We start from the raw sequence: 12,810 nt of genomic DNA on the forward strand, positions 1-12,810 counted from the left end.
CGCCACACCAGTTGATAGCTTATCGCTTTGACCTGCTCCGAGCGGTCCTCGAACAGCACGACATTGCACCCTTCTAAGCGGCGCTTGGTGCTTGTTCAGTGCTTCCTGCACCTGATCAGCTATTTGGCTCACATTTCTGATCCCTGAACAGTGGTAGCCCCTTCGACTTTCTCCACTTCACGATGAGTGCCATTACTGTTTCGGCATTGCCATCCTCTTCATTGCCTGGGTAGTAGATCAGGTCCGAGCCGTCGGGATGTGCTACCAACTCGATGAACAGTTCCAGTAGCCGGTCCTGCCAGGCTGGAGAACCCTCGGCCTGGATCAACGCTTCAACAATCGACCGAAATTCAGCGTATGTATAGTCCGCAAGGCAGTGCTTCCCGCTGTTCACCATGGCGCCTCCGATGACAGTGCATACTGCATGGCGCTCATGATTCGCAAGTTCGCGGCGTCGTACATCAACCCACCCCATTCGGGCGGGTGCTGGTGGATAATCTGGTAGGAACGCAAGCCTTTCGCGGTGTCAGAGTAGAGCGCGCGGGGTGGCCAGCCGTTCTTGAGGCGGTTGAGTTGTGCAGGAATGAACTGCTTACAATATACGGGGTCTTCTGCGATCGCCAGCCAGAATGACTGTGAGAAATGGTCGAAGCTTTCAAATGTTTGTCCTGAAAGCTTTTTTACTATGTAGTCAGGAAGGCAAGCGGCCATGCTAGAGCTAACTCCATTATAGGGTTTTCCATTTTAATCTAATGATTTCATTTAGTGATCCGAGAGCGCCGTGTGATTGGTCCTGTAGGTGTGTAGGATTTTTCTGTTAAGGTGCTTCAAGGTTGTACACCCCGCGTGAGCAGGGTGTCCGAGTCATTCTGCTTTGAAGTCTGACTTGCCGTTAGCTGTGCGCCACTCTTTTATTATGCGTACAATTTCTTCAGGCGTATCAAGTCCGTCTGCTTCAGGCCAATAGATTAAGTCTGAGCCATTGGGGTGTTCGCTCAATGCCTTAAATGTCATGATTAGTGCATCAAGCTCTTGATCGCTTATGTTGTCTGGTGGGTTTATTATTGATTTGATAAAATTCAAGAATTCAATTTCTGTGTATTCGGAAATCGTGGCTTTTTGAGTCATTCGGAGGCCCCATAATGAATGTCGTTATGCGCCGCTGGCGTAACTACTCTTAAGTTGTCTACGTCGTATACAGCTCCGTTCTCGGAAATTGGAATCACGTGGTGGAGTATGAAGCTTGCGTGACCTTTGTAGTGATCTTTGTCACGCGCTTTTGGTGCACGCCCTTTGGTGATGAGACTTCTGTTTGCATCATTGAACTGGCTAGCAAGCTCTGGGGTATCGGATATCGCCTTCCAGAATGCGCTTCTGAACGCATCGAAATCTCGAAACTCTCTTCCCCTCAGCGTATTTGCAATTTGTGCCGGGATTTTTGCTCCGCTCCCGTTGGTTATGTCCCCAAGCCAGATACCATCGATTTGCGCCCCTGAGCCCATGGCAATACCCGGCTCATATCTCGGACTTTTGAACACCACCAGAATAGGCGGTAATCCCGAGTCGACAGGGAACGTGATGATCAGCCGTTCCTGATCCAGCAATTCAAGCGCGGGGTAACCCTCCTGCTCGGTGATGACAGGGTTCAGGCTGCTGCCGGTGTACACGACGGTACCAGTCGGGACTAGCGGCAGGCTGGTGGAGCTTCCCTCTTCACCAACCGGCGCGCTGGCGGGTGTCCAGGTCAAAATCCGCTGTGGATTGTCCAGCGCCAGGCTGTACACCTGCCGTTCACTGTCGAACGTTGCTGCACGTACCGCCACTGGCTTGCCGCCTGGCACCACATACAGATCCAGCTCGTTTTCGTTCTCAACCCCCGCCAGAAGATAGGGCAGGTCGATGCTGGTCGAGGACGCCGCCAAGGCAGCAAGGTCTGGCCCACCGGCAGGGCTGAGGCTACCGAGTGGTGTGCTGATGAGGTACTGGCGTTCACTGTTACCCAGCGTTGACGGCCACGCCATCGCAAGCGTGCCGACTGCAAGCGAGGGGATAGCTGTAGCAGCAAGGCGGGTTATGGCGGCCGCGATCGCTTCTCCCAAGGCGGAGTAAGCTGCTTCGGCCACCGCAAAAGTGGTAGCACCAATGGGGATTACGGCTGGCGTTGATCCCGCTAAACGCGCGTCATTGATATAAGAGATGCTACGCCGCAGGGCCTCTTGCCTTTGCCGTTCGGCTTCTGCAGCCAAGCGCTCGGCTTCGGCCTGTTGGCGTGCAGCTTCTTCCTGAGCAGCGAGTTGAACCCGGAGATTTTCCACTTCAACCGCGCGCTGCATCAGGTTCTGCGTGGCACCTGCATATACACCCAGAAATCTGATCGATTCGGTTAGCGCCAGTGCCAGGTGGTATTCCTGCCAGCGGGGGCCGGCCCGGCGCAAGCGTTGCTCATCTACAAGATGCAACAGCCCTTCAAGTTGTGGTTTCGACAGGGGGCCGTTGATGCGTGGATTTTGATCATGATACTGCGGTATTTGCGATTGCTTGGCCTGTACCAACGCCGCAGCGGTTGCCAAGTAGGCGCTGAAAGTTTGAACAAGCGTGAACGCGTCGTCGATGACGGTTTGCCCCAACTCATGCTGAAGGACGTTGGGTAAACAATCGAAATGTATCTGCCGCTCTGTTTGAATCTGCGCCGTTCTGCGCGCAATCACTTGCGACAAATCTGCACGCAGGCTGAGCTCTTCCTGATCTACCTGGATTGCCAGTGCATTAAGTTCGTCCGCCAATGCTTGGTGCTTCTGGGCTTCCAAGTGTAGACGGTACGAACCCTCCCAGGACTTTTGCAGCCTAGTGGCCCATTCCACGCCCAATTCCTGGCCTGTGGTTGCTGCGAAGAATCCTGGGTCGAGAAATCGGCTCATCATTGAGTCGCCGCGCTTGTAGAATGCGGGCACGCCGAAATAGTTGTTGGCTTCCGGTAAAATCTGCAGATAACCATCACGAATCTGACTGATGCGTGATGACAGGATTTGTTGTTCTGTTGCGAGTGTTGATGCCGCGCCGTGTGTACTGCTCGCCTCGGTTTTGATCTGGGCTTTCAGTGCATTTACGGTTTCAGGAAGCTGGCTTGTTTGATGAGCATACTTATCTGCATAGTCCTTCTCGATGATCTGGAATTCATCTGTCAGCACCCGGCGCGTGGAAATAACCCGAGCAATGTCATTTTGGGTTGGGCTGGTGCCACGTGGATAACCATCGCTTAGCCCCCAGCCGCCGGAGCCCGGCCCACCTCCACCGCCGCCTATAAGCCTCAGTTCACTACCTGTTGGTGCTTGCGCACTGATGTACAGCGCCTCATCGAGGTAATACGTGTTGTCCCGTGCCATGTAGGTTCTCCTGGTCACTACATGGGCTAGCTTTAGGTAAATCGAATTCGCGGTATGTCAGCTGCAGCCTGTCAATCAGTAGGAAGCTTCGCGTCGCTCGGAAAGATCTGTCTCAGATATGTTTTTCCGACACCGGTATCACCCGTTTCTCCTTCACCGCCTTGTACGAAAAACTCGAATAGATCTCCTTCACCCCCGGCAACCGTTGCAGCACTTCGCGGGTGAATTCGCCGAACGACTCCAGGTCCCGCGCCAGGATCTCCAGCAAGAAGTCATAGCGCCCGGAAATGTTGTGGCAGGCGACAATCTCGGGAATCTCCATCAGCCGCTGCTCGAACGCCAGCGCCATGTCCTTGGTGTGCGAGTCCATCATGATGCTGACGAACGCGGTCACGCCAAAGCCCAGCGACCTGGGCGAGAGGATGGCCTGGTAGCCGGTGATGTAGCCGTTGTCTTCCAGCAGCTTGACCCGTCGCCAGCAGGGCGAAGTGGTCAGTGCCACCCGGTCGGCCAGTTCGGCAACGGTGAGGCGGGCGTTGTCCTGCAGGGCGGCGAGCAGGGCGCGGTCGGTGCGGTCGAGGCTTGAAGGCATGTTTTGCCCTCCTGGTCCGGTAATTATTGTTTTTGTTCCAGCAAGCACGCAGATGCGTGGGCTATTTTGGAAAAAATCGGGCAGCTCGGTGGCATAAGCTTATAGCAAACCACAAGAGGCTGTTGCCATGCGCGACTCCCATAACAACACCGGTTTTTCCACGCGAGCCATTCACCATGGCTACGACCCGCTGTCCCACGGTGGCGCACTGGTGCCGCCGGTCTACCAGACCGCCACCTATGCTTTTCCCACTGTTGAATACGGCGCAGCGTGCTTCGCCGGGGAGGTGGCAGGGCATTTCTACAGCCGCATCTCCAACCCCACGTTGGCCCTGCTGGAGGAGCGCATGGCTTCGCTGGAGGGCGGTGAGGCAGGCTTGGCGCTGGCGTCGGGGATGGGCGCGATTACCTCGACCCTCTGGACCTTGCTGCGGCCCGGCGATGAGATGATCGTCGGTCGCACCTTGTATGGTTGCACCTTTGCCTTTTTGCACCACGGCATTGGCGAATTCGGGGTGAAGATTCGCCATGTCGACCTTAACGATGCCAAGGCGCTTAAAGCGGCGATCAACAGTAAAACGCGAATGATCTACTTCGAAACCCCGGCAAACCCCAATATGCAACTGGTGGACATTGCCGCGGTTGTCGAGGCAGTGCGCGGGCATGATGTGCGGGTGGTGGTCGACAACACCTATTGCACGCCTTACCTGCAGCGGCCGCTGGAGCTGGGGGCGGACCTGGTGGTGCATTCGGCCACCAAGTACCTCAGTGGCCATGGCGATATTACTGCCGGCCTGGTGGTGGGCCGCAAGGCGCTGATCGACCGTATTCGCCTGGAGGGGCTGAAAGACATGACCGGGGCGGTGCTGTCGCCGCATGATGCGGCGCTGCTGATGCGCGGCATCAAGACCCTGGCCCTGCGCATGGACCGGCATTGCGCCAATGCCCGGCAGGTGGCCGAGTTTCTGGCGCGGCAGCCGCAGGTGGAGCTGATTCACTATCCAGGTTTGCCGTCGTTTGCCCAGTATGAACTGGCACAGCGGCAGATGCGTTTGCCGGGGGGGATGATTGCCTTTGAGCTGAAAGGAGGTATCGAGGCCGGGCGCAGGTTCATGAACGCACTGCAGCTGTTTGCCCGGGCGGTGAGCCTGGGGGATGCCGAGTCGCTGGCGCAGCACCCTGCGAGCATGACCCACTCCAGCTATACGCCACAGGAGCGGGCGCATCACGGGATCTCGGAGGGGCTGGTGCGGCTGTCGGTGGGGCTGGAGGATGTGGAAGACCTGCTGGCGGATGTCGAACAGGCGTTGCAGGCTTGCAGCTAGGTTGCTTGGGCCGGCCTCTTCGCGGGTGAACCCGCTCCCACAAGGTCCGAACAAGTTTCAAATGCGGCGCCGTACCTGTAGGAGCGGGTTTACCCGCGAAGAGGCCAGTGAATCCAGCCCACAAAAAAGGCCTCTCGCGAGGCCTTTTTCATGTTCAGCGGATCAACGCTTGAGCCCGTAGCTCTCGTCAAGCATGCCCGGCGAGTTCGGCACTTTCGGCGCATAGTCGCGTGGCACTTCCGCAGTGTCCTTTGGCGGCGTCAGGCGGTCACGCGGGCCTTGGCTGCCTTCGGAGTGCAGCGCGGCCAGCAGGCGCTGGCGGGTCAGTTCGTCCAGCGCCAGGGTGTTGGCGCCGTCGGCCAGGTGGTCCTGGACATCCTGGTAGCTCTGGGTCAGCTTCTTCACCAGTACCGCAGTGCTGTTGAAGTGGGTCACCACTTCGTTCTGGTAGCTGTCGAAGCGCTTCTGCATTTCATCCAGCTGGCGCTGGGTGCTGCTCGGCGCGGCATTGGGCAGCAGGCGGGCCACGACGAAACCAACTACTACACCAATGACCAGGGCCAAGGTCGGCAACAACCAAACAAGGAGCGAGAGTTCCACGAGTCCTTCCTCTATAAACGGCTTTGCTTTACGTTAACGGCTCAGACCTGCGCTGTATACCGCGAGCGATCGCAAATCAGAACAGAATTCCTCACCTAGACGAATCGACCCCTCCTGAGGTCACGGAGTAGTGCCTTGCTTGTCCGCGAAACCCCCTTGTTCATCGATGGCCCCTGCGGCCAGCTGGAAGCCTTGTACCTGGACGTGGCCGACGCCCGCGGCGCGGTGCTGATCTGCCACCCCAACCCGGTCCAGGGCGGCACCATGCTCAACAAGGTGGTCTCGACCCTGCAGCGCACCGCCCGTGATGCCGGCTATGTGACCCTGCGCTTCAACTACCGAGGCGTTGGCCAGAGTGCCGGCAGCCATGACATGGGCGCTGGCGAAGTGGCCGATGCCGAGGCTGCCGCGGCCTGGCTGCGTGGCAAGCACCCCGGACTGCCGCTGGTACTGATGGGCTTCTCGTTCGGCGGTTTTGTCGCCACCAGCCTGGCTGGCCGCCTGGAGGCCGCCGGGGTGAGCCTGCAGCACTTGTTCATGATCGCCCCGGCGGTGATGCGCCTGACCGATGAATTCCCGCTGCCGCAGCAGTGCCCGATCACCGTTGTGCAGCCGGATGCCGACGAAGTGGTCGCGCCGCAGCTGGTTTACGATTGGTCCTACAGCCTGTCGCGCCCCCATGAGCTGCTGAAAGTGGCAGAATGCGGACACTTCTTCCATGGCAAGCTGACCGATCTGAAGGATCTGCTGCTGCCGCGCCTTTCGAACTGAGCCAAGCCTGAATAAGCGAACACCCATGACCACGCGCATTCTTACCGGTATCACCACCACCGGCACTCCGCACCTGGGCAACTACGCCGGCGCCATCCGCCCGGCGATCCGTGCCAGCCAGCAGCCCGGTGCCGACTCGTTCTACTTCCTGGCCGACTACCACGCCCTGATCAAGTGCGACGACCCGCTGCGCATCCAGCGTTCGCGCCTGGAAATCGCCGCCACCTGGCTGGCCGGTGGCCTGGACCCGGACAAGGTGACCTTCTACCGTCAGTCCGACATTCCGGAAATTCCCGAGCTGACCTGGTTGCTGACCTGCGTTGCAGCCAAGGGCCTGCTCAACCGCGCACACGCCTACAAGGCTTCGGTAGACAAGAACCTGGAAGCCGGCGAAGACCCGGATGCCGGCGTGACCATGGGCCTGTTCAGCTACCCGGTGCTGATGGCTGCGGACATCCTGATGTTCAACGCCAACAAGGTGCCGGTCGGCCGTGACCAGATCCAGCACGTGGAAATGGCCCGCGACATCGGCCAGCGCTTCAACCACCTGTTCGGCCAAGGCAAGGACTTCTTCGCCCTGCCAGAGGCGGTAATCGAAGAGAGCGTGGCGACCCTGCCGGGCCTGGACGGGCGCAAGATGTCCAAGAGCTACGACAACACCATCCCGTTGTTCACCAGCGCCAAGGACATGAAGGACGCCATCTCGCGCATCGTCACCGACTCGCGTGCGCCGGGCGAGGCGAAAGACCCTGACAACTCGCACCTGTTCACCCTGTACCAGGCCTTCGCGACGCCGGAGCAGTGCAGCGAATTCCGCGAAGAGCTGTTGCAGGGCCTGGGCTGGGGCGACGCCAAGCAGCGCCTGTTCCAGCTGCTGGACGGCCAGCTGGCCGAGAAGCGCGAGTACTACCACCAGCTGATCGCCCGTCCGGCGGACCTGGAAGACATTCTGCTGGCCGGCGCTGCCAAGGCCCGCAAGATCGCCACGCCGTTCCTAGAGCAGCTGCGCGAGGCCGTTGGCCTGCGTTCGTTCCGCACCAGCGTGCAGGCCAACACCGAAGTGAAGAAAAAAGCCGCCAAGAGCGCGCGTTTTGTCAGCTTCCGTGACGAAGACGGCAGCTTCCGCTTCCGCCTGCTGGCCGCCGACGGCGAGCAACTGCTGCTGTCGCGCAGCTTCGCCGACGGCAAGAGTGCCGGCGCGGTGAGCAAGCAGCTGCAGCAGGGTGGTGAGGCCGATGTACGCGTTGAAGGCCTGGGCTTCGGCTTGTGGCTGAACGGCGAGCAGGTTGCCGACGGGCCGCAGTTCGACAGCGCTGAAGCCCGTGATTCGGCTATCGAAAGCCTGCGCGAAGCCCTGGCGCCACAGCAGGACTGAGGCATATTGACGCAAGTCTGATTGCCATTAAGCGGGCCTGTCGCTACAGTGACGGCCCGTTTTTTGTTGCCTCGCTAACGAAATCATGACGCCCCTAGAACGATATCAAGCAGATCTGAAACGTCCCGACTTCTTCCATGACGCGGCGCAGGAAACTGCGGTGCGTCACCTGCAGCGCCTGTACGACGACCTGGTGCAGGCGCAGAACAACAAGCCGGGCGTGTTCGGCAAGCTGTTCGGCAAGAAGGAGCAGACCCCGGTCAAGGGCCTTTATTTCTGGGGCGGGGTAGGGCGAGGCAAGACTTACCTGGTCGATACCTTTTACGAGGCGCTGCCGTTCAAGCAGAAGATGCGCACGCACTTCCACCGCTTCATGAAGCGTGTGCATGAGGAAATGCGCACCCTCAAGGGCGAAAAGAACCCGCTGACCATCATCGCCAAGCGTTTCAGCGAAGAAGCCAAGGTGATCTGCTTCGACGAATTCTTCGTTTCGGACATTACCGACGCGATGATCCTCGGCACCCTGATGGAAGAGCTGTTCAAGAACGGCGTATCGCTGGTGGCCACTTCCAACATCGTGCCGGACGGCCTGTACAAGGACGGCCTGCAGCGTGCGCGCTTCCTGCCGGCCATCGCCATGATCAAGCAGTACACCGACGTGGTGAACGTCGACAGCGGGGTCGACTACCGCCTGCGTCACCTGGAGCAGGCCGAACTGTTCCACTACCCGCTTAACGACGCCGCGCACCAGAGCATGCGTGCCAGCTTCAAGGCGCTGACCCCTGAGTGCACCCAGGCGGTCGAGAACGACGTGCTGATGATCGAGAACCGCCCGATCAATGCCCTGCGTACCTGCGACGACGTCGCCTGGTTCGACTTCCGCGCCCTGTGCGACGGGCCACGCAGCCAGAACGACTACATCGAGCTGGGCAAGATTTTCCACGCCGTGCTGCTGAGCAACGTCGAGCAGATGGGTGTGACCACCGACGACATCGCCCGCCGTTTCATCAACATGGTGGATGAGTTCTACGACCGCAACGTCAAGCTGATCATCTCGGCCGAGGTTGAGCTGAAGGACCTGTATACCGGTGGGCGTCTGGCTTTCGAGTTCCAGCGTACCCTGAGCCGGTTGCTGGAGATGCAGTCGCACGAGTTCTTGTCGCGCGCGCACAAGCCTTAAGGCAGCTGCAAGCTTCTAGCTGCAAGCTACAAGAAAAAGCAGATCGCGAATTGCTCCGGCTTTTTCTTGTGGCTTGCAGCTTGAAACTTGCAGCTGCTGGAAGCCCTCAAGCCTCTTGCATGAACTGCTGCCGATACTGGTTCGGCGACAGCTCGGTATGCTGGCGGAACAACCGCGCAAAGAAACTGGCATCGTCATAACCAACCTCGTAACTGATGGTCTTGATGCTCTTGCGCGTGCTCGACAACAACCCCTTGGCCGTCTCGATGCGTAGCCGTTGCAGGTAGTGCAGCGGCTTGTCGCCCGTTGCGCCCTGGAAGCGGCGCATGAAGTTGCGGATGCTCATGCCGTGGTTGCGCGCCACGTCCTCGAAGCGGAACTTGTCGGCGAAGTGCTCTTCCAGCCAGTGCTGGATCTGCAGGATGATCAGGTCCTGGTGCAGCTTCTGCCCGCCAAAGCCCATGCGCCCCGGCGTGTAATTGCGCTGCACTTCGTACAGGATGTCGCGCGACACCGCACGGGCCACGTTGGCGCCGCAGAAGCGCTCGATCAGGTAGATGTACAGGTCGCAGGCCGAAGTGGCGCCGCCAGCACAGTAAATATTGTCGGCATCGGTCAGGTGCTTGTCCTGGTTCAGGCGGATGTTCGGGAAGCGTTCGGCAAAGCTGCTGAAGAAGCGCCAGTAAGTGGTCGCCTCCTTGCCGTCGAGCAGGCCGGACTCGGCCAACCAGAACACGCCACTGGCTTCGGCGCACAGCACCGCGCCACGCGCATGTTGGTCGCGCAGCCACGGCAGCACCTGTGGATAACGTTGCAACAGGTTGTCGAAGTCGTCCCAGTAGGCCGGCAGGATGATCACGTCGGCGTCGTCCAGGCCGCCGTCGACCGGCAGTTGCACATTGCTGAAGCTGTCCACGGGCTGGCCATCGGGGCTCACCAGGCGGATCTCGAACATGGGCTGCAAGCCCAGGCCCAGCTGCTTGCTGTAACGCAGGCTGGCGAGGTGGAAGAAGTCCTTGGCCTGCATCAAGGTAGAAGCGAACACCTTGTCAATGGCCAGGATGCTGACGCGCCGCAGCGACGCGGAGGGTTGGGTAAACATCATTGTCATTGTTCTTATAGGGTAGAGTGGTCAATCACCGGCTGGATCGTCTTATTTTTTGGCGATTGTGTCTAGCCCGCAGCACCGCACTGGCTTCTTCGCGGGTGAACCCGCTCCCACAGGTACTGCGCAGGTCTTGAGGGCTGCGGGGATCCTGTGGGAGCGGGTTCACCCGCGAAGAGGGCGGTACAGGATTACGCTCAAGGCGCCGGGTTCGGCTGCTCCTGATGAATCGCTTCGATCGCCGCCAGCAGTTCGTCGCTCAGGTTCAGCTCAGCGCTGGCCAGGTTGCTGTCCAGCTGCTCCAGGCTGGTCGCACCAATGATGTTGCTGGTCACGAACGGCTGCCGCGTGACGAACGCCAACGCCATCTGTGCCGGGTCCAGGCCGTGATCGCGGGCCAGTTGCACATAACGGCTGCAGGCCGCCACGGTTTGCGGGTTGGAGTAGCGGGCAAAGCGGCTGAACAGGGTCAGGCGCGCGTTCTCTGGCCGTGCACCGTTCTCGTACTTGCCCGAAAGCATGCCGAATGCCAGCGGCGAATAGGCCAGCAAACCGCACTGCTCGCGGATGGCCACTTCCGCCAGGCCCACCTCGAAGCTGCGGTTCAGCAGGTTGTACGGGTTCTGGATCGACACCGCCCGCGGCCAGCCACGGCTTTCGGCCAGCTGCAGGAACTTCATGGTGCCCCACGGCGTTTCGTTGGACAGGCCGATGTGGCGGATCTTGCCCGCGCGCACCTGCTCGTCGAGCACCTCAAGGGTTTCTTCCAGCGGGGTGAAGTGGTCCTGCGGCAGGTGCTGGTAGCCCAGCTTGCCGAAGAAGTTGGTGCTGCGCTCTGGCCAGTGCAACTGGTACAGGTCGATACGGTCGGTCTGCAGGCGCTTGAGGCTTTCGTCCAGCGCCGCGACTATGTGCTGGCGGTTGTGCTTGAGCTGACCGTCGCGGATGTGGCTGATGCCGTTGCCGGGGCCGGCGACTTTGCTGGCCAGCACCCAGTCATCGCGGTCTCCATGCTCGCGGAACCAGTTGCCGATGATGCGTTCGGTGGCGGCGTAGGTTTCCGGGCGCGGCGGCACCGGGTACATCTCGGCGGTGTCGATGAAGTTGATCCCGGCGGCCTTGGCCCGGGCAATCTGTGCAAAGGCCTCGGCCTGGACGTTCTGTTCGCCCCAGGTCATGGTGCCCAGGCACAGGGCGCTGACGTTGAGGTCGGTTCGGCCGAGCTGGCGGTATTCCATCGGGTAAACACTCCTTGGCAATAGAAGCTCATCAAAGCAGGTTGAAATTTTTCGCGCAATCTGGATAATTCAGCCCCTCTCCGCGTGGCGGAAGTGATGCACCATCACGCAGGAAGAACCCCGTCGAACATTGGCGTGCCCGACCCGAGCCCCCAAAAGCGTCTGTGTTCGGCTGCGCGCTTGCCCTTGGCAAGATGTGCACTATCCAGTAAGATTCGCCGTCTATTTTTCGCTGGGCGGCCTCTGAGGCTTTAGAGAATGAAAACTTTTACTGCTAAACCGGAAACAGTAAAGCGCGAGTGGTTCGTAGTCGACGCCGCTGGCCAGACCCTGGGTCGTCTGGCTACCGAAATCGCTACCCGTCTGCGTGGCAAACACAAACCAGAATACACCCCTCACGTTGACACCGGCGACTACATCGTCGTTATCAACGCCGAGCAGGTTCGTGTGACTGGTGCCAAGTCTTCCGACAAAATGTACTACTCCCACTCCGGCTTCCCGGGCGGTATCAAGGAAATCAACTTCGAGAAGTTGATCGCCAAGGCCCCTGAGCGTGTTATCGAAACCGCGGTTAAAGGCATGCTGCCTAAGAACCCGCTGGGTCGCGACATGTACCGCAAGCTGAAAGTGTACGCGGGTGCTGCTCACCCACACACTGCTCAGCAGCCTCAAGAACTGAAGATCTAACGGGATAGTTCATTATGTCGGCGACTCAAAATTACGGCACTGGCCGTCGCAAGACCGCAACCGCTCGCGTATTCCTGCGTCCGGGTACTGGTAACATCTCCATCAACAACCGTTCTCTGGACGTGTTCTTCGGTCGCGAAACCGCTCGCATGGTTGTTCGCCAGCCACTCGAGCTGACCGAAACCGTTGAGAAGTTCGACATCTACGTCACCGTTTCCGGTGGTGGTGTCAGCGGTCAGGCCGGTGCGATCCGTCACGGTATCACCCGCGCCCTGATGGAATACGACGAAACCCTGCGTGGCGCCCTGCGTCGTGCTGGCTACGTCACCCGCGACGCTCGTGAAGTCGAGCGTAAGAAAGTGGGTCTGCGTAAAGCGCGTAAGCGTCCTCAGTACTCCAAGCGTTAATACCGCTTCGGCAGTCGAAAAAAGCCCGGTTCCTTGGAACCGGGCTTTTTTTTTGCCTTGAACTAACCTGTCAGCATGTCGGTGATCACGTGCCGCATAGACGCAGATCAAGCAAAGCGAGGGTTGTAGCCCGGACCAGGGGTAATCA

The 12,810-nt window shown here is 59.4% G+C and carries 14 protein-coding genes; 6 read left to right on the forward strand and 8 right to left on the reverse strand.

The features are described from left to right. Positions 1-115: 115 nt before the first annotated feature. From IAE39_RS10495 to IAE39_RS10515, 5 genes are all read right to left on the reverse strand, one after another. Positions 116-397 (reverse strand): bacteriocin immunity protein, encoded by a 282-nt coding sequence (locus IAE39_RS10495; RefSeq protein ID WP_201202009.1) that lies wholly within the window; start codon positions 395-397, stop codon positions 116-118. Beyond that, a complete protein-coding gene (locus IAE39_RS10500) occupies positions 391-711 on the reverse strand; it encodes an S-type pyocin (RefSeq protein WP_201202011.1) in 321 nt (106 codons plus the stop codon). Before IAE39_RS10500 ends, IAE39_RS10495 begins: the two co-directional genes overlap by 7 nt. Before the next feature lie 153 nt (positions 712-864). Continuing rightward, on the reverse strand, positions 865-1,128 hold the full coding sequence (locus IAE39_RS10505; RefSeq protein WP_201202013.1) for a bacteriocin immunity protein: 264 nt from the start codon (positions 1,126-1,128) through the stop codon (positions 865-867). Continuing rightward, positions 1,125-3,383, reverse strand: a complete 2,259-nt coding sequence (locus IAE39_RS10510; protein WP_201202015.1) for an S-type pyocin domain-containing protein — start codon at positions 3,381-3,383, stop codon at positions 1,125-1,127. Before IAE39_RS10510 ends, IAE39_RS10505 begins: the two co-directional genes overlap by 4 nt. Positions 3,384-3,495: 112 nt before the next feature. Continuing rightward, positions 3,496-3,975, reverse strand: coding sequence for an Lrp/AsnC family transcriptional regulator (locus IAE39_RS10515; protein ID WP_201202017.1), 480 nt, complete (start codon positions 3,973-3,975; stop codon positions 3,496-3,498). Positions 3,976-4,102: 127 nt separating this feature from the next. Here IAE39_RS10515 and IAE39_RS10520 point away from each other — a divergent pair, with 127 nt between their 5' ends. Next, complete coding sequence (locus tag IAE39_RS10520; protein ID WP_201202020.1) at positions 4,103-5,299, forward strand: methionine gamma-lyase; 1,197 nt, start codon at positions 4,103-4,105, stop codon at positions 5,297-5,299. Between the two features lie 162 nt (positions 5,300-5,461). Here the strand turns inward: IAE39_RS10520 and IAE39_RS10525 are convergent, their stop codons facing one another. Beyond that, a complete protein-coding gene (locus IAE39_RS10525; protein WP_201202022.1) occupies positions 5,462-5,899 on the reverse strand; it encodes a YhcB family protein in 438 nt (145 codons plus the stop codon). A gap of 135 nt (positions 5,900-6,034) precedes the next feature. Between IAE39_RS10525 and IAE39_RS10530 the strand changes: the two genes are divergently transcribed. The 3 genes from IAE39_RS10530 (at position 6,035) to zapE (ending at position 9,225) form a co-directional block, all read left to right on the forward strand. Further along, complete coding sequence (locus IAE39_RS10530; RefSeq protein WP_201202024.1) at positions 6,035-6,670, forward strand: alpha/beta hydrolase; 636 nt, start codon at positions 6,035-6,037, stop codon at positions 6,668-6,670. A 25-nt stretch (positions 6,671-6,695) separates the two neighbouring features. Continuing rightward, positions 6,696-8,045 carry a tryptophan--tRNA ligase gene (locus tag IAE39_RS10535; RefSeq protein ID WP_201202025.1) on the forward strand — a complete coding sequence of 450 codons (1,350 nt, stop codon included), beginning with the start codon at positions 6,696-6,698 and terminating at the stop codon, positions 8,043-8,045. Between the two features lie 85 nt (positions 8,046-8,130). Beyond that, the gene (zapE, locus tag IAE39_RS10540) at positions 8,131-9,225 is read left to right on the forward strand and encodes a cell division protein ZapE (protein WP_201202026.1); all 1,095 of its coding nucleotides are present in this window, start codon (positions 8,131-8,133) and stop codon (positions 9,223-9,225) included. A gap of 106 nt (positions 9,226-9,331) precedes the next feature. On the opposite strand, the gene IAE39_RS10545 is transcribed toward zapE, so the two are convergent. Then, entirely contained in the window at positions 9,332-10,252 is a 921-nt protein-coding gene (locus IAE39_RS10545; protein ID WP_201202078.1) for a GlxA family transcriptional regulator, read from the reverse strand. Positions 10,253-10,527: 275 nt separating this feature from the next. Beyond that, positions 10,528-11,568: an NADP(H)-dependent aldo-keto reductase gene (locus IAE39_RS10550; RefSeq protein ID WP_201202027.1), complete on the reverse strand. Its 1,041-nt coding sequence runs from the start codon at positions 11,566-11,568 to the stop codon at positions 10,528-10,530. A 258-nt stretch (positions 11,569-11,826) separates the two neighbouring features. On the opposite strand from IAE39_RS10550, the gene rplM reads away from it, so the two are divergent. Both rplM and rpsI read left to right on the forward strand, forming a co-directional pair. Beyond that, a complete protein-coding gene (gene rplM, locus IAE39_RS10555) occupies positions 11,827-12,255 on the forward strand; it encodes a 50S ribosomal protein L13 (protein ID WP_003251819.1) in 429 nt (142 codons plus the stop codon). Between the two features lie 14 nt (positions 12,256-12,269). Then, positions 12,270-12,662 (forward strand): 30S ribosomal protein S9, encoded by a 393-nt coding sequence (rpsI, locus tag IAE39_RS10560; RefSeq protein WP_003260797.1) that lies wholly within the window; start codon positions 12,270-12,272, stop codon positions 12,660-12,662. The last annotated feature ends 148 nt before the right edge of the window (positions 12,663-12,810 follow it).

Source organism: Pseudomonas sp. S37 (assembly GCF_016658545.1).
GTDB lineage: Bacteria > Pseudomonadota > Gammaproteobacteria > Pseudomonadales > Pseudomonadaceae > Aquipseudomonas.

What these genes read in the sequence shown, in the direction of transcription:
- IAE39_RS10550 (WP_201202027.1), bottom strand. Translation starts at nt 11,568, where the DNA reads ATGGAATACCGCCAGCTCGGCCGAACCGACCTCAACGTCAGCGCCCTG.
- IAE39_RS10515 (WP_201202017.1), bottom strand. Translation starts at nt 3,975, where the DNA reads ATGCCTTCAAGCCTCGACCGCACCGACCGCGCCCTGCTCGCCGCCCTG.
- IAE39_RS10495 (WP_201202009.1), bottom strand. Translation starts at nt 397, where the DNA reads ATGGTGAACAGCGGGAAGCACTGCCTTGCGGACTATACATACGCTGAA.
- IAE39_RS10545 (WP_201202078.1), bottom strand. Translation starts at nt 10,252, where the DNA reads ATGCAGGCCAAGGACTTCTTCCACCTCGCCAGCCTGCGTTACAGCAAG.
- rplM (WP_003251819.1), top strand. Translation starts at nt 11,827, where the DNA reads ATGAAAACTTTTACTGCTAAACCGGAAACAGTAAAGCGCGAGTGGTTC.
- IAE39_RS10535 (WP_201202025.1), top strand. Translation starts at nt 6,696, where the DNA reads ATGACCACGCGCATTCTTACCGGTATCACCACCACCGGCACTCCGCAC.
- zapE (WP_201202026.1), top strand. Translation starts at nt 8,131, where the DNA reads ATGACGCCCCTAGAACGATATCAAGCAGATCTGAAACGTCCCGACTTC.
- IAE39_RS10520 (WP_201202020.1), top strand. Translation starts at nt 4,103, where the DNA reads ATGCGCGACTCCCATAACAACACCGGTTTTTCCACGCGAGCCATTCAC.
- IAE39_RS10505 (WP_201202013.1), bottom strand. Translation starts at nt 1,128, where the DNA reads ATGACTCAAAAAGCCACGATTTCCGAATACACAGAAATTGAATTCTTG.
- IAE39_RS10510 (WP_201202015.1), bottom strand. Translation starts at nt 3,383, where the DNA reads ATGGCACGGGACAACACGTATTACCTCGATGAGGCGCTGTACATCAGT.
- IAE39_RS10500 (WP_201202011.1), bottom strand. Translation starts at nt 711, where the DNA reads ATGGCCGCTTGCCTTCCTGACTACATAGTAAAAAAGCTTTCAGGACAA.
- rpsI (WP_003260797.1), top strand. Translation starts at nt 12,270, where the DNA reads ATGTCGGCGACTCAAAATTACGGCACTGGCCGTCGCAAGACCGCAACC.